The following is a 16,486-nucleotide window of genomic DNA, read 5'->3' as shown; positions in this document are numbered from 1 at the left end:
TGTTGTGATCAGAAGGCTCGCAATTGAAGCCGCATTCTGAAGAGCAGAACGCACAACTTTCACAGGATCAACAATTCTTGAAAGCAATCAAATCACCGAATTCACCAGTTGAAAAACGTAAAGTTGCTAAACGTGAAAAAGCATAAAAAAAAACGGGCCCAGAAGACCCGTTTCTTTATTATTTCTATGGAAAAAAGCTTAGAAATCCATTCCGCCCATTCCACCCATTCCGCCAGCAGGCATCGGAGGCATTGGTGTATCTTTCTTTGGAACTTCAGCAACCATTGCTTCTGTTGTGATCAGAAGGCTCGCAATTGAAGCCGCATTCTGAAGAGCAGAACGCACAACTTTCACAGGATCAACAATTCCCAAAGCAATCAAATCACCGAATTCACCAGTTGCGGTATTGTAACCATAAGTGTCAGCATTATTTTCCAGCACTTTGCCCACAATAATAGCGGCTTCTTCACCAGCATTGCTTGCAATCTGGCGCGCTGGTGCTTGTAGAGCACGACGAACGATACTAATACCAGCTTCTTGGTCAGGATTACTTCCCTTAACGGTCAACGCATTTGCTGCACGCAACAATGCGGTACCACCTCCAGCAACAATACCTTCTTCAACAGCAGCACGTGTTGCATTCAAAGCATCATCAACACGGTCTTTCTTTTCTTTCACTTCAACTTCTGTTGCACCACCCACACGGATAACAGCAACACCACCAGCGAGTTTAGCAAGTCTTTCTTGCAATTTTTCACGGTCATAGTCAGAAGTTGTTTCTTCAATCTGAGCCTTGATTTGATTGACGCGAGCAGTAATTTCAGCCTTTTGTCCAGCACCATCAATAATGGTGGTGTTTTCTTTAGAAATATTCACTTTCTTTGCACGTCCAAGCATATCCAAAGTGACATTTTCAAGTTTAATGCCCACATCTTCAGAAATAACCTGTCCGGATGTCAAGATAGCGATATCCTCTAACATTGCTTTACGGCGATCACCAAATCCAGGAGCTTTTACAGCAGCAATTTTCAAACCACCACGCAACTTGTTGACCACGAGCGTTGCCAAAGCTTCACCTTCCACATCTTCAGCAATGATAAGAAGTGGTTTTCCAGACTGAACAACAGCTTCAAGCACAGGAAGAAGAGATTGCAAATTAGACAATTTCTTTTCGTGAATGAGAATGTAAGGATCATCAAGATCAGCGACCATTTTCTCAGCATTTGTGACAAAATAAGGGGAAAGATACCCACGGTCAAATTGCATTCCTTCAACGACTTCTAATTCCGTTTCAGCAGTTTTAGCTTCTTCCACGGTAATGACGCCTTCATTGCCCACTTTTTCCATAGCATCAGCGATCATTTTACCGATTTCAGCAGCGCCATTAGCGGAAATTGTTCCCACCTGTGCAATTTCTGCTGAAGTTTGGATTTTTTTTGCTTTTTTGAAGAGGTTTGCCACCACTTCTTCAACAGCAGCATCAATCCCACGTTTAAGATCCATTGGGTTCATGCCCGCCGCAACAGCTTTAACACCTTCTTGCACAATAGCTTGTCCTAAAACAGTTGCTGTTGTTGTTCCATCACCAGCGATATCATTGGTTTTAGAAGCAACTTCGCGCAACATTTGTGCACCCATATTTTCGAACTTATCTTCCAGTTCGATTTCCTTTGCAACGGATACACCATCTTTTGTGATACGAGGCGCACCGAATGATTTATCAATCACCACATTGCGACCTTTAGGGCCGAGTGTCACCTTAACAGCATTAGCAAGGATGTCGACACCGCGCAACAAACGCTCACGCGCTTCACGGCCAAATTTGACTTCTTTAGCAGCCATTTAATTTCTCCTTGGAGTTTTCTCAAAATAGTACACAATGAAAAATTAAGCGCTTCAATTAGCCCATAATTCCCATAATGTCAGATTCTTTCATGATGAGGAGATCTTCCCCATTAATCTTGACTTCAGTTCCAGACCATTTTCCAAACAAAATACGGTCTCCTGTTTTGACTTCTAACGGCACGCGCTTTCCGTTATCATCGAGAGCGCCATTGCCAACAGCAATCACTTCGCCTTCTTGGGGTTTTTCTTTTGCTGTATCAGGGATGATAATCCCACCAGCCGTTTTATTTTCAGATTCAACCCGACGGACAACGACACGGTCGTGAAGTGGGCGGAATTGTATATTAGCCATGTTTTAAATCCTTAAAACTGAACATAATTGCATTAATCTTAAAAGTTCTTGCTAGCACTCTCAAGCTACGAGTGCTAGCATGTATTAGATATAAAATCGGCATCTCTCAATGTCAAGAATAGCCATAAAAATAATTTCTCTAAATGAAGCTTCAAAGTCTTGCCTCTTATTGCACTTTCGCGTTATCTATCTTTTTTGAGAACCCGTGAACAAAAAAGGATCTTATCATGGTTGAAACACGTCAGGAAACGGATAGCTTTGGAACGATTTCGGTACGTCAAGATCGTTATTGGGGCGCACAAACTGAACGTTCTCTGCATAATTTTAATATTGGCAGTGAAAAGCAGCCTCTTGCCATCATCTATGCCTTAGTCCTTGTCAAAAAAGCAGCAGCGATTGTAAATATGGGCAAAGGAAAACTACCAGAAAATATTGGAAAAGCAATTATTGCCGCCGCTGATGAAGTGCTTGCCGGCGATTTTGATACGCATTTTCCACTGTCCGTCTGGCAAACAGGTTCTGGCACACAAAGCAATATGAATGTCAATGAAGTCATTGCTAATCGTGCTAGTAAGATTTTGGGAGGAAAACTTGGAAGCAAAAAACCAGTTCATCCCAATGACCATGTCAATATGAGCCAATCATCGAACGATTCCTTTCCCACGGCGCTTCACATTGCCACCACGTTGCAAACACGCCAACACTTACTGCCAATCCTTGAAGCTCTTATTGCGACATTAAAACAAAAAGAGCAAGAATTTGCAGATATCATTAAAATCGGCCGCACCCATACGCAAGATGCAACCCCTTTAACCTTAGGGCAAGAATTTTCAGGCTATCGTGCCGCATTAGAAGCCAATTTTCAGCGTATTAAAAATGCTCTAACCGATGTCCAAATGCTTGCTCAAGGTGGTACGGCTGTTGGCACAGGACTGAATGCACCCAAAGGTTTTGACGTTGCTTTTGCGCAAACAGTGAGCACTCTCACAGAAATAACGTTCCAAACTGCCCGCAATAAATTTGAAGCACTTGCCCATCATGGCGCCCTTGCGCATTTCCACGGGAGCTTGAATGCCTTAGCTGCTGATCTGTTTAAAATTGCCAATGACATTCGGTTTTTAGGCTCTGGTCCACGTTCCGGTTTAGGGGAACTCAGTCTTCCTGAAAATGAACCCGGATCTTCTATTATGCCCGGCAAAGTCAACCCCACGCAATGTGAAGCCTTAACCATGGTCGCATGCCAAGTTTTTGGTAATCACACCAGCGTAACCTTTGCCGCAAGCCAAGGACATTTTGAACTCAACGTTTATAAACCTGTTATTGGCTATAACGTTTTACAATCAATTACCCTTCTTGGTGATTGCATGCGTTCTTTTGATATGCATTGTATTCAAGGATTACGGGCCAATCGTGTTCATATTCACTCGCTCATGGAGCGCTCACTCATGTTAGTCACAGCTCTTGCACCAGAAATTGGCTATGAAAAAGCTGCTGAAATTGCCAAAGCAGCGCATAAAAATGATACAACTTTGCGCACCGAAGCATTAAAAGCAGGGGTTTTTGTAGAGGATTATGACCGATTAGTTGATCCCAAAAAGATGATTGCTCCCCAATAAACAACTCACTAAAAAAGATACAAACGTCTTAAAACAAATCTTTCTGTCAAAAGATCGGGGTGTTTTACACCCCGATGATGACCGATAACAATTACCCACAGCGTTCATTTTAGGCTCTGAGCCGCATTTATGCTATGGGTGTTTTTGTTGCTTATATTGTACTTAAAAGGCACAACGATTTTGGAAAGGAATGGATAGTCATAGCTCAACACCCAATAGCTATACTGGCAAAAAGTGATTTAAAGGGATATGACCTTAAGGTGTTTTTCATTCTAGCTTCGCGTCTTGATTTTGAAAATCTATTAGCTATCAACCAAACAAAATTAGCTCAAAAAAATCGGTATTAATAGACATAATTTCAATCGAAGTATAAAAAGATTAATGAATTCATCGTAGTTACGCTTTACAATGTTATCATTATTGATAACATTGGGTAAATAACTCTTATCTCAATGAGATAATGTGTTTATTTATAATAATAATCTAGCGTTATCCATATTGAACGAGAATCCTAAATACCGTAAGATTTTCTCATTTTAAATCTGTCCCATGTTGCATCAATCAAAATCACTTACTTGCACATCACAAACGCAATGAATGTATGAATAGAAATTGTATCCGATAAGGACTACAAACGCCTCTAATGAACCACCTCAAGTGCCAAGGACTGTCACAACGGACAAAGGGGCCTATCACAACATTGTGGAGAGGACTGTCACAACACCCTACGAACTGGCAAATATAGTAATGGTACCGACTTTCTCCTTTATGAAGCGTAAAAGAGGTGCTCAATAGATTTATCATTATATCATTCACAATCGCCGTCGTGAAATGGGTTTAGGAACATTGAGAAATGTCTCCTTTATGAAGCGTGAAAATGGGTGCTCAATAGAGGAACAGCTGTTGGAACAAAATTCGATGCACTGAAAGGTTTTGACCTTTGCTGAAACAATCTACTCTTTGACGGGATATCCTTGACAGCTCGCAAGAAATTGGAGGCATTTGCCCATTATGGCGCCCTCACCCATTTCCACAAAAACCTGAATGCACGCGCTAATCTCTTTAAAATAGCCAACGACATTCAGTTTTTAGGCTCTCATCCACGTTCCGGCTTTAAGCGAACGGAACGGAGAGTTTATCCGTTTTACATGGCGCATAAGAAACCTCATGAGACTTGAGATTCTCGCACTTTACTCCTTCTGATTCTTCGTATTCTATTCAATCAATCAAAACTATTCGCTTAGATTATTATAAGCAAAAGTGGCATATAGATAAAAAAGAAATAAAGTCGCTCATCCCCTCGAGTGCTCAAAAGGCTACCGCAATACAAAGCTATGCAATATCAAAAACGAGCAACGAATATGACGGTACCAATATGCATTTTTACGATAAATTGAATATTTAAGCACATTGGTGTCAATCATAATGGATAATACACTTAACAACAAAAAGTGTTTTAATATATATAAAGTAATATTTTTTAATAAATAGAAAGCTTGTTTACTATACTATAATTTTTTCTAAAACACAGAGAACACTGAAAGAGTATATAAAAATACTGAAAAATCAATATAAACGTGGGATAATAGCATGAAAACAAGTTTCAAGAACGCTTAAATATGGATAATTATAGAGTTTTTGAATGTTTTAGTTTTCATAATGATATTAAATATAGATTTTTTTAACCAATTCGTATATAATACGATTTGTATCTGAAATAAATTGGGGACGTTTTTATGAAAACAAAATGTTTAGTTGCACTATCTATTTTCACCTTCATTACCGCTTCAACAGCGCAAGCAGCAGATACAGTAATCTTTAAGCAATCAGAACCGAAGGTTTCATTGCAAGATGTTTCGTCATCACGTATTTCACCGGTTACTGTTTCTGCGCCTTTTTCTTGGTCTGGTTTTTATTTTGGAGGACAAATTGGATATTTTTCCAATAAAAATACTCTAAATTATGCACAAGAAGCTAGGGACGGAAAGTGGGCTTGGGTTGATAGAGATTTATCACCGAAACTATCAGGATTGAGAGCAGGTTTGTATGCAGGTTCTAATATTGATCTGGGAGATCTTGTTTTCAGTTTTGATACCGACATGGTCTGGTCTGGGAGGAAAAGCACCCAAACAGACAATGGAAAGAAAATTCTAGATGAATCAAACTCCATTAACATTGCCTTTAAAAAAGCTGGGATTCCTATCATAAAACCTGCAGCTCAGGGTGAAACGATATCCAACTATGGTGACATTGTTGTTAGCAGTGTAACATTGAAAGAAACGTGGTCTGGTGCCACGCGCGCGCGTATTGGTTTTGCTTCCCATCGTCTTATGCCTTATATTGCAGGGGGTATAGCCTATACACAGATGCAATATATCATGTCACTTTTATCAAAATCGCAAGAAGATTCGACAATTTTTGCTTCTGGCAATGTGTTAGATGAGACAAAAACAATGTTTGGTTACACTGTTGGTGGTGGTTTTGATCTTGCAATGACAGATAATATCATTATGCGTACAGAATATCGTTATTCAGATTTTTTTAAAAAGAAATTTGCAAACGATAACCTTAAAATCTCTTCTCAAACGCATGATGTTCGCTTTGGTATCGCTTATAAATTCTAAGTTTTGTAGAAAAATTGAACAATTAAAAAACCCTGTTAAAAACGGGGTTTTTTAATGCCCCTTTACCCCTAAAAAGACGTAGATTCTAAAAGCCTGTACTAAACTTTAAACAAATAGTCACGAAACAATAAAGCCTCTCCCTCTCTTAAAGCAAGTTTCTATTCTCTCAGCCTTTCATGTAATGCATTTGGAATATAAAAGCTTTACCATCATACCACTAGGCGCCATCGTAAAATAAATGAGAGCCGCTATGTAAGAGATATTTCTTTAAAATAAATATGGATATTGTGCATCAATTGCAGTTTTATAAGATGATGTTGACTTGCCTCCCCGCTCTCAAAGGATAAAGATTCTAAAAATCCATTTTTAAACACCATGTCCGTTTATAAAAACACAAAAACTCTTGGGGGATATCGGGGGACTCTTGGGCGGGCTTCTTTGGGCTCCTCCGCATGGAATGCTCTTAAACCTACAGCAAGATAAACACATTTAAGAATATCCAACACACACCGAAAAAATACTGTAACGTTTCAAGGAAGTATGCCCTATATTACCACACTTCAAACGACAGTATTTTACCGCTATTGTATGCCAGAATGGAGAGAGGATATTGCGGTTCTCTGTTTATGTAATTTCTGTAACGGGAAGACAACTTCATTTAGGGAGCACATGAAGTTGTCAAGGTAAAAACCAATTTCCAATCTTACCATTTCCCTCTGCTTTACGACTTTCAAAAGCCTTTAAAGCACAATCTTTTAAGCCTCTGCTCCTGTCTTTTAAAGAGAGGAAATTACACATTGCCCCATGTTTTTGTTTCTCACATATCTTTTTTGGATCACACCCTTCATATCATACGGCAGCGCTTCAAACCAAACACACTCAAATTCAAGATACTTGGGTTGCCAATTCACATGCGTGTTTTAAAGAAACATCTCTCAAAACCCTCAAGCTCATTTTGCGACAACACCCACAGGAATATAAAATCTATAGAGCACCATCTCTACACTTCATAAAAATGCAAGCTGGCACCATCCATCATATACTTTACCTCCAATGATGCCCTTGAAACGGCATAAGAGGCATTTTTATTCATTTTTTGTAAAATTTCACTCCACGCGAGCTCATCTAGCTTGTAACGTACAAGCGACATGATTTTGGTTGATTTACTACAAACAGACTTGAAATGAAAGAATCCTAGGGTATTAGAGGTTTTTCATTCAACATGCCAAACATTGAACACGGTCTATAAATCCCACGTTTTATACCCCCCATGTTTTATAAAACAACGTGATGCGCCGTAACAGGATAAAGGAAAATATTTATGAAGTGGTGCGGGTGGTCGGACTCGAACCGACACTCCTCTCGGAACCAGATTTTGAGTCTGGCGCGTCTACCAGTTCCACCACACCCGCACACTGCTATAAAAGACAGGACTATAAAAGACAGACTTGTCGATTATTCCTTTGCACTATATGAAGAAGAACAGATTCGTCAACAGAAGACTTCTCATTTTTTAAGAATTCATATCATTTTCTTATCTATTTTATGGAATATTTTCTTTATTGGATTTCTCTACCGGATTTATAGCAATCTCATTTGTAAAGTCTTTACCTCTTAAACTTATAAAAGCCTCATGATATTAAACAAATTAAAGCTTTGGACGATTTCTTTAGCAAATCGGCGTACAGCACCACACTGGCTTGGTTTCATTGCCTTTATTGAAAGTTCTATTTTTCCAATTCCCATAGATGTTTTATATATTCCGATGCTGCTTATCCATCAAAAGCGGGTTTATCGTTATGCTTTGATTGCGACGATCTGTTCTGTATTAGGAGGCATTGCCGGTTGGTTTATCGGACATTTTGCCTATGATACCCTTGCCAAACCCATTTTAGAAATTTATGGTAAGGTTGAAAGTTTTGAATCTCTGAAAAATAGTACAACCCTGCAATTTCTCATCATTTTACTGATAACATCAGGTTTTTTTCATCTTCCCCCCATCAAGATTGTCACAATTTTGGCCGGTGTTATGAGTGTGCGTCTTGAATTTTTCATTCTTATTTGTATTTTTTCCAGAGGCGCTCGTTTTTATCTTCTTGCGTGGCTGATTAAACATTTTGGGCAAAAAGCAATGAATTTTCTAGTACAGCATTTTAAATGGATTGTTCTCATTGGTTGTGTTAGCCTCCTTTTAATTTATGGGATTTTCATAGCTTTTTTAAACAAGAAGCTTTTATAAGGAACAGACTTAATGGCATGCGTTTTGTCTTCTCATCCACTTTTACACAAGCACCTTCATGTTGAACCCAGCAGAAAAGAACAATGTTTATGGGCTTTTTTTCTCGCTTTTTGCTTGTCTGCCACAATAGGTCTCGCCCTTAGTTTTGAATATCTTGGCGGATATCTTCCTTGCGATTTATGTCTCATAGAGCGTTTTCCCTATTATGGTGCCATACCATTTTTGCTCTTAGCAGGTTTTGGGGCATGTTTTTTTCGCACAACGGCTTGGATACAACTTTTATTTTTGTGTGTTTTTGTCTTAATGTGCATCAGCCTTGTTTTAGCCGTTTATCATGCGGGTGTTGAATATGGCTTTTGGGAAGCTCCCCTCAGCTGTGGTTTAAGCGCAGTCAGAAAAACCTCAAACGTTAACCAGCTTCTTAACCAATTAAATAGCATTCATCCTCCTTCTTGTTCTGAAGCATCCGTACGCTTTCTTTTTCTCTCATTTGCCGGTTGGAATGTCGTCTCAAGCCTATTTTTCTCCCTTATAAGCCTCTATATCGCTTCAAAAGGAATTCTTTCAGTCCATAAAAAACTCTAACCATAAAATAGAAACGAAACCGCGTGCACTCGTTCTCTCCAATCACTTCTCCCCCCTAACCAACAACCCTCCAGTCACCAATCCCCACCCAAACCAACCCACCAACACCAACGAGTCACCAACATCCCTCCTCTAGCGTTGTACTCAAAAGACAAAAATAAGCAGAGACATCCATTTTATGGTTTCACCTCTCTGTACTTATGGGCAACATTTTGATAAAAACTCGTGATAGAAAAGCCGTAAAATAATAAGTGAGGGGACCAATAAATATAAATGGTCTGCTATGGCTGAAGATAAGAACACAGCGCCTTCTACCCTATCACCTATTTCCTTAGATATAACCAAACTTGAAGAACCATGTGTTATGATGGAACATGATCATAATGCATGGCGTGAGCATATAAAAGAAAGGGATTTAAATGCTCCTTACGAAAAACCACCTCATATAAAACCACGAATCAAATCGGCACCACGCATCAGGCAAGTTTTTTGGTGCGATTTTCCTCATGATTCGATACTCCCTGAATTTTGGAAAAAGCGGCCTGTTTTAGTGCTTTCTAAGAATGCAAAATTATATGGAAATGTGACAGTTTTGCCTTTTTCAACGAAATCACAACCCAATAATCCCGCTGCGTATCCAATACAATCTCCCATAGAGAATAAAAAAGCATGGATTATCTGCAATTATGTCACAACAGTTTCTGTAAGTCGTTTAAGTTGCTCACGTACCGTTCCAAGATTATCCTGCGAAGATTTTCATAAAGTTGTAGCTCTAATGCTCAAATATTTACCGCATTTACACTATTGACTTTTGAAAAAAATAAGCGTACATATACCGCCATACACGGCATCAGTAATGGTGGCCGCTTCCCCGCAAGGGGAGATAGGAACGAAGGAGTGGGAAACCGCTCCTTTCGTCATTTTTGGTATTTTTTTGAGAACTTTTTAGCCATTTTTTGCAACCTTCCCTAAAACATATCCACATTCATTCTCCACCGTTGTTGTTTTGAAATATTTGCGATTTTGGGGTAAGCAAAAGACAATATCCGTACTGTTGATCCGGTAAAGTTTCCCATGGAGATTACCGAGATGTTGTACATACTTATCATTTCATTGCACAAAAAATCGTGCTGCCGTTTCTTAAACTTTATATGATTTACCGCAATGGGAATATCTTTCCAAGATTGAAAAAAGCTTCGCTTTATAGTGACCACACCTCAAACGATCGTATTTTACGAGAGAACAAAGAAAATTCTCTAATAAACTAGAAATCAACCCCCAATCGATTTCTATCTCTTCACCAATAATAATTGTTTGTCGCCCTAACCACATTATTTCACCGGTCACATGACCTAACATAGCTTTTGCAGATAGATTTTCTTCCTCTTTTCCGAGAAACGATCTATGTTAAGCTATTTTGGGATTTACTGCTAAATTGCGTATGCTTGCGCTTTTAAAGCCTTTTTTCTCACCATATAAAAGGTAGATAAAAAAAATAATTTCGTTTATCAGCTTTATTTTAAAGACATACCTATTTTTTACAGGATACGTTCTCCTTTCTATCAGCCCTATCGCATTTAATACACTTGTCGTTTCTAAACATGAACAACCAAGCATCACAATGGAACAATAGACACCCATTGTAGCTTGTCATCAAGTTTTGTATATTTTGACACTAGGTTTTGTACCAATTAATTTTTTTTCAAAGAGTTTTTAAAAGGCTCTCAAAGGGGGGTCAAAGACCTCTCAAAGCCTTCTCTCATTTTTAGCATGAAAATGCACTTTTTTCTGATTTTCACTCTTTTTAGCTCTTTTTTACAATTTTAAATGTCAAAATCTATTTTGACAAAACGCGCATTGAATGCTAAATTTTATACATAAAAACAACAAATTACCATCTAATCCCACTGAGTATAAAGCCTAGTGTCAAACTACACCCATCACTTTCATTGGCACTTGCATTGACAAGAGATAAACAAGAGCATTGATCATCACACACGGAGCAAAAATCTATAGCGACTACGCCATAGACTTTCGCCACGCAAGGGTTATTCTTAGAGCATATTGATGATGAGATAATCATTTATGACATCCTTTTTGTTGCGCCATAGAACAGGTTTTGCTAACTAGTTTTACTATTATGCAAATTTTTCAAGAGAAATCCTCACTCGCTCATAGATGACAAGATTTCTTTATGGAGAGCGCACATGACGCTCAGCTTTGACCTTTTCCATAACAAGGGTAAGTTCAAACTTTAACCAACACGACAATACACCTATTCTAAACGATTTACGCACCACCTCATCGGCAACAGGCTGCTCCAATATCGGTGCATTGACTTGAGAATTTTTTGCACTTCCACGCACCGTAAAAAAAGACTTTCTTTTTTTCATATTTAAATCCATTTCAGTTGATTTGGATTTTAAAAGTGCCCAAAAAAATCAAACAAAAATAGAGAGGTAAGTTACGAAAACTACAGGGTAAATTTTACTGCCCCAAAATGTCTATTTTTCCCCGCCTGAACAGTCAGAGGAACACTATAAAAATTATTTTCATTAAAAAACAATTACTTATAATCTAGGGAAGAAAAGTAAAAATCTCCCCCAGAAAAAGAGATTATCTTCAAAATTATCAAAAAAAGCAGCACAATTTTAGTGATCTTTTTATTTTTTTTCTTTTGATAAAATTAATTGGCAGGTGTCTTAGGCGCCCCTCCGGTAGGTTCCCAATTGGCAATACTTGCAAGCTGCTCAATAACATCCTCTTTTAACTTACCATTTTTCTTATTGCGTAAATCATATTGATCAGCATTCTGTTGCAGCCACTTTATAAGCGTTCCTTTAACAGTTTTACCACCCTCAGCCTCACTCACCGCTTCCCAAGCCGCAACAATAGCAGCAAGCTTTGGGGCATAGCGTGGATGCGTTGGATCTTGAAACGTATAATATTTTTGATCCTTAACGTCACGAGAATCATCCTCAGGAAAAAAAACTTTAGGTCTCTTACCACACAATAAAAGCCATTCTTTTAAATTATCTAAGGAAACAACAGAAGAATCTTGAACAATAGGATTCTCGTCCAAACGCCCCCCCAAATCACAATGATAGTACCCTTCTACCCTTAATTTTCCCTCTTTTGCTTCTCTTACTATCTCACTATAAACAGCTCGGAACAAAGCAATTTTAGCGAACGGTACTCGCACCCCTCTTTCGTAAATACCACTGTCTTCAGGTCTGTGTTCGTTGGTAAATTCACATATAAGTGGATTCAAGCCCACTATCAATAACGCTGCCTGCAGTATTGTTAGTTTTTGAGAACGTAAAAGCCATTCTAAACTTTCATCAATTTCCATATATTCCCCGCCTTTTTCTACGAAACTTAATTTTTTATTCTTTTTCAAAACGCTAAGAGCAATCTCCTTCACTACACAGAGATTATACTCCCCTCACACTGCAACTTACCACACTTTTTAAGTGCCTCACAACCACACCCCTCCTTGTGATACACAAGAAAATGATTTGAATTGCTTCAATATAAGAAGTTTTAAAGTGAGAGAATCTTACTGAATTTTGGGCTTTCATACAAGATATCAGGCAAGTTACAAGGCGATAAATGCCCCTTCATAAAGTATCAATTTTCATGCGTGATCAAACAATTGGATATGATAATATCTCTTTCATTTATGCACTCCCACCCTTAAACCTGCCCCTGCAATTACAGCACAAAAGATAATTCGTTACATCAAATCCACCTCTAAATGCAAAAGCTGTAACAACGCTAAAATGCGCGTAAATATCATAAGAATACTGACTTACACCTCCACAAGCAGGATGATTGGCGTAAAACTGTACAATAAAATGCCATACCTATAATGAACCGAGCTAAAAGCTGTCGCAACACTGGGAGCTAAGGTGTATGACGATGCCGGCTTGCTCTTTATGAAGTAACAAGCCAGCACTATCTATTTGCCAGCCCCCAATATTGCGACAGCCCTTGGCTCTTAAGACGGTTCATAAGAGCCATTTTTAGTTCTTTCTTCTATAGTTTTTACCCACACGCCAACCCCGCTTGTAGTGTGCAAGCAAGTGATTTTGATTGATTCAAGATAAACAGATTTGAAATGAGAGAATCCCACGTTATTCGGGAGGCTAATTCAATATGAATAACGCTAGATTATCATTATAAATCAATATCTTTTATGCAGCGTAAAGATGGAAAGACTCAATGGAGTTTATATTATTTAGTTTATATTATTGTATGAAGGCTTTACTGTTTTACTCTTTTATACTCTTCACGGACGCCCTCATGAAAGAGACTTTTGTTCCTTGAAAAAAGTCTCTTTTAAAGAATTATTTCAAATTCCAAAGATTATTATCGTCTTTTGAATCCGTCAAATGAATGATCGTGCCCGCTTATTTCCATATATTCAAAATACATTAGAATGCTCCATTGAAAACGTCCCTTTAGCATAATAAAGCATATTTTCTCTCAATGCTTTCACGCCCCCCTCTCGACCCCACTTAATAAATCTCCCACTTAATAAATCTTCCTGTACTTGAATTTATTTGCCAGCTTTACTTTCATAGCACCCCAGCATTTTTTTACTGCAACCTTTTTGCAATTTTTCAGTTTTGAACTTTTAGATTGACTTTCGGTTTATTTTTCTTATGTTTTAGAATTATTCTAAAGTGCAGAGGAACAGAAAATGTTGAGATCGTTTTTTTCATTTGTACAACGTAAAGCTCTGTCCTTTCGTTCAGCACAAACAATGATGCTTCGCGCACTCAAAATAAAAGAGCAACATGCGGCGCTCTATTTAAAATATGCAAAAGCTCTAGAACCTTATTCCTCTAGGGAAGCCGCGGTTTTTACCGCCATGGGGCTTCAAGAGCTTAAAAATTATAAGCAACTTTTGTGCCTTTCTTGCCATAATCGTGCAAACACTATCGGTTCATTATGTGACAAAACTTCTCTTGTGAAAGACAAGAGCCGCCATCCCTCCCAAAAAACAACAGCGGCAAATCACACCATAAAAAAACCTTCGAAAACGCAAAGACAAACACTTTTGACTTGGATTCAACCAGGTCTAGCAGGGTTAATGGATGGCTCTGTTTCCACCCTTGCCCCCATTTTTGCCGCAGCTTTTGCCACGGGAGACACGCATCAAACTTTTTTGATAGGACTCTCAGCTTCAATTGGTGCAGGACTTTCGATGGGTTTCACAGAAGCAGCCCATGATGACGGCAAATTATCAGGACGTGGTTCGCCATTAAAAAGAGGCCTTGCCAGCGGCATTATGACCACATTAGGAGGATTAGGCCATACGCTTCCCTATTTGATCAACTCTTTTTATGTAGCGACAATTATTGCTTTTATCATTGTTTTTTTCGAGCTAGGCGCCATCGTCTGGATCCAGAACAGATTCATGTCAACTCCCTTTTGGCGCGCTTCTTTACAGGTCATCATTGGAGGTGCCTTGGTTTTTGCCACGGGTATACTTATCGGTAGTATCTAAAAAAATCTTATCTGTAACCATAATTTAGATCTCAAATAAGCGCATGCCCCTAGGCATAAGCCATCATTGATGATGCCATTGATGATGTTAGGTGGTGTTGTAGAATATTTTAGGTCAGCAAGAGATGATAAGCAAGCTCTGGGGACAACCTATATCCACACACCTTTATCGACTTGGTTTTATAGATATCTTTTGTTAAAGTATCATTTTCTTCTAGACCTCATATTTTGGAAATGCCTCGATCATGTCGCACACTGAAACCAACGCCCCTCTAAACAATCATCCTGTCTCTTCTCAACCTTCACATGCCCAGACTTTATTTGTTCAGCGTCTTGCACACGGACAAGGTTTAGAACTTCCTTGCTACGCGACAGCGGGTTCTGCTGGCCTTGATCTACGCGCCGCCATTGGAGAAGAAGAAACGCTCACTCTTGCACCTGGGCAGCGTGCTCTTATTCCAACAGGTCTCATTTTTCATTTATCCCTTGGGTTTGAAGCACAAATACGTCCACGCTCTGGCTTAGCCTTAAAACACGGCATCACATGCCTCAACACTCCAGGAACGATTGATAGTGACTACCGTGGTGAAGTCAAAGTCCTTCTTATCAATTTAGGCCAAGAAGACTTTTCAATCCAACGGGGCATGCGCATTGCCCAAACAGTCATCGCCCCTGTATCCCAAGTTAATGTTTGCGCCATTGAACCAGAGCAAAATACCCAAAGCCATAACGAGAGCCGTGGAACAGGAGGTTTTGGTTCAACGGGACACACTTAAGAGGCTCTGAAAGATCGCTACTCTCAAAATAACACATACCCAACCACTCTTTCACTGGAAATTCTTTGGGCTTTTAAAGTGCAGAGGGAATGCGCATTTGCTTTCAAAGTTTTTTCACTAAACGCACCTCTAAATAAGTATCCTTACTCTTCTCCAGTCTCTTCTCAACCTTCACATGCCCAGACTTTATTTGTTCAGCGTCTTGCACATGGACAAGGTTTAGAACTTCCTTGCTACGCGACAGCGGGTTCTGCTGGCCTTGATCTACGCGCCGCCATTGGAGAAGAAGAAACGCTCACTCTTGCACCTGGGCAGCGTGCTCTTATTCCAACAGGTCTCATTTTTCATTTATCCCTTGGGTTTGAAGCACAAATACGTCCACGCTCTGGCTTAGCCTTAAAACACGGCATCACATGCCTCAACACTCCAGGAACGATTGATAGTGACTACCGTGGTGAAGTCAAAGTCCTTCTTATCAATTTAGGCCAAGAAGACTTTTCAATCCAACGGGGCATGCGCATTGCCCAAACAGTCATCGCCCCTGTATCCCAAGTTAATGTTTGCGCCATTGAACCAGAGCAAAATACCCAAAGCCATAACGAGAGCCGTGGAACAGGAGGTTTTGGTTCAACGGGACACACTTAAGAGGCTCTGAAAGATCGCTACTCTCAAAATAACACATACCCAACCACTCTTTCACTGGAAATTCTTTGGGCTTTTAAAGTGCAGAGGGAATGCGCATTTGCTTTCAAAGTTTTTTCACTAAACGCACCTCTAAATAAGTATCTCTCAATTACGTCTCGTACGCTATACAAAACTTCATTATCACCCGATACCCCTCCCCCATAACAAAAACATTGGCACTAACCATTGAGAGTTCACACACCACTGGTAATGTCAACAATCTATACATCATATTGATTTATAATAATAAT

13 protein-coding genes, 1 tRNA gene and 1 pseudogene are annotated in these 16,486 nt (G+C 39.3%); 10 read left to right on the top strand and 5 right to left on the bottom strand.

The genetic code is table 11. From position 1 onward, the window contains the following. Positions 1-23 precede the first annotated feature (23 nt). Positions 24-146, top strand: coding sequence for a hypothetical protein (locus ACFINA_RS03155; RefSeq protein WP_375615056.1), 123 nt, complete (start codon positions 24-26; stop codon positions 144-146). A 52-nt stretch (positions 147-198) separates the two neighbouring features. Here the strand turns inward: ACFINA_RS03155 and groL are convergent, their stop codons facing one another. Further along, positions 199-1,842 carry a chaperonin GroEL gene (gene groL / locus ACFINA_RS03150; RefSeq protein ID WP_375606493.1) on the bottom strand — a complete coding sequence of 548 codons (1,644 nt, stop codon included), beginning with the start codon at positions 1,840-1,842 and terminating at the stop codon, positions 199-201. A 58-nt stretch (positions 1,843-1,900) separates the two neighbouring features. After that, positions 1,901-2,197 (bottom strand): co-chaperone GroES, encoded by a 297-nt coding sequence (gene groES / locus ACFINA_RS03145; RefSeq protein ID WP_005774667.1) that lies wholly within the window; start codon positions 2,195-2,197, stop codon positions 1,901-1,903. Positions 2,198-2,424: 227 nt separating this feature from the next. On the opposite strand from groES, the gene fumC reads away from it, so the two are divergent. The 3 genes and pseudogenes from fumC to ACFINA_RS03130 all read left to right on the top strand — a co-directional run bounded on the left by fumC (position 2,425) and on the right by ACFINA_RS03130 (position 6,437). After that, entirely contained in the window at positions 2,425-3,813 is a 1,389-nt protein-coding gene (gene fumC / locus ACFINA_RS03140) for a class II fumarate hydratase (protein ID WP_375606494.1), read from the top strand. A gap of 893 nt (positions 3,814-4,706) precedes the next feature. Beyond that, positions 4,707-4,925, top strand: a pseudogene (locus ACFINA_RS03135) (lyase family protein); the annotation flags it as partial. A gap of 624 nt (positions 4,926-5,549) precedes the next feature. After that, entirely contained in the window at positions 5,550-6,437 is an 888-nt protein-coding gene (locus tag ACFINA_RS03130; RefSeq protein WP_375606495.1) for an outer membrane protein, read from the top strand. Between the two features lie 1,327 nt (positions 6,438-7,764). On the opposite strand, the gene ACFINA_RS03125 is transcribed toward ACFINA_RS03130, so the two are convergent. After that, positions 7,765-7,849 (bottom strand) — tRNA-Leu (locus ACFINA_RS03125). Positions 7,850-8,070: 221 nt separating this feature from the next. Here ACFINA_RS03125 and ACFINA_RS03120 point away from each other — a divergent pair. The 3 genes from ACFINA_RS03120 to ACFINA_RS03110 all read left to right on the top strand — a co-directional run bounded on the left by ACFINA_RS03120 (position 8,071) and on the right by ACFINA_RS03110 (position 10,069). Then, on the top strand, positions 8,071-8,676 hold the full coding sequence (locus ACFINA_RS03120) for a YqaA family protein (RefSeq protein ID WP_375606496.1): 606 nt from the start codon (positions 8,071-8,073) through the stop codon (positions 8,674-8,676). A 12-nt stretch (positions 8,677-8,688) separates the two neighbouring features. Then, positions 8,689-9,261, top strand: coding sequence for a disulfide bond formation protein B (locus ACFINA_RS03115; RefSeq protein ID WP_375615055.1), 573 nt, complete (start codon positions 8,689-8,691; stop codon positions 9,259-9,261). Between the two features lie 283 nt (positions 9,262-9,544). After that, the gene (locus tag ACFINA_RS03110; protein ID WP_375608131.1) at positions 9,545-10,069 is read left to right on the top strand and encodes a type II toxin-antitoxin system PemK/MazF family toxin; all 525 of its coding nucleotides are present in this window, start codon (positions 9,545-9,547) and stop codon (positions 10,067-10,069) included. A gap of 1,384 nt (positions 10,070-11,453) precedes the next feature. Here ACFINA_RS03110 and ACFINA_RS03105 read toward each other — a convergent pair. Continuing rightward, positions 11,454-11,654, bottom strand: a complete 201-nt coding sequence (locus tag ACFINA_RS03105; protein WP_375615054.1) for a hypothetical protein — start codon at positions 11,652-11,654, stop codon at positions 11,454-11,456. A 293-nt stretch (positions 11,655-11,947) separates the two neighbouring features. Next, positions 11,948-12,613, bottom strand: coding sequence for a hypothetical protein (locus tag ACFINA_RS03100; protein ID WP_375615053.1), 666 nt, complete (start codon positions 12,611-12,613; stop codon positions 11,948-11,950). 1,353 nt (positions 12,614-13,966) lie between these two features. On the opposite strand from ACFINA_RS03100, the gene ACFINA_RS03095 reads away from it, so the two are divergent. The 3 genes from ACFINA_RS03095 to dut (ACFINA_RS03085) all read left to right on the top strand — a co-directional run bounded on the left by ACFINA_RS03095 (position 13,967) and on the right by dut (ACFINA_RS03085) (position 16,196). Then, positions 13,967-14,776, top strand: a complete 810-nt coding sequence (locus ACFINA_RS03095) for a VIT1/CCC1 transporter family protein (RefSeq protein ID WP_375615052.1) — start codon at positions 13,967-13,969, stop codon at positions 14,774-14,776. A gap of 244 nt (positions 14,777-15,020) precedes the next feature. Beyond that, entirely contained in the window at positions 15,021-15,551 is a 531-nt protein-coding gene (dut, locus tag ACFINA_RS03090) for a dUTP diphosphatase (RefSeq protein ID WP_375615051.1), read from the top strand. A 78-nt stretch (positions 15,552-15,629) separates the two neighbouring features. Further along, complete coding sequence (gene dut, locus ACFINA_RS03085) at positions 15,630-16,196, top strand: dUTP diphosphatase (RefSeq protein WP_375615050.1); 567 nt, start codon at positions 15,630-15,632, stop codon at positions 16,194-16,196. Positions 16,197-16,486: the final 290 nt, after the last annotated feature.

This window comes from Bartonella sp. AC10YNML (genome assembly GCF_042196825.1).
GTDB lineage: Bacteria > Pseudomonadota > Alphaproteobacteria > Rhizobiales > Rhizobiaceae > Bartonella.
The sequence above is the reverse complement of the archived record's forward strand: the minus strand, read 5'-3'. Positions and strand labels throughout refer to the sequence as shown.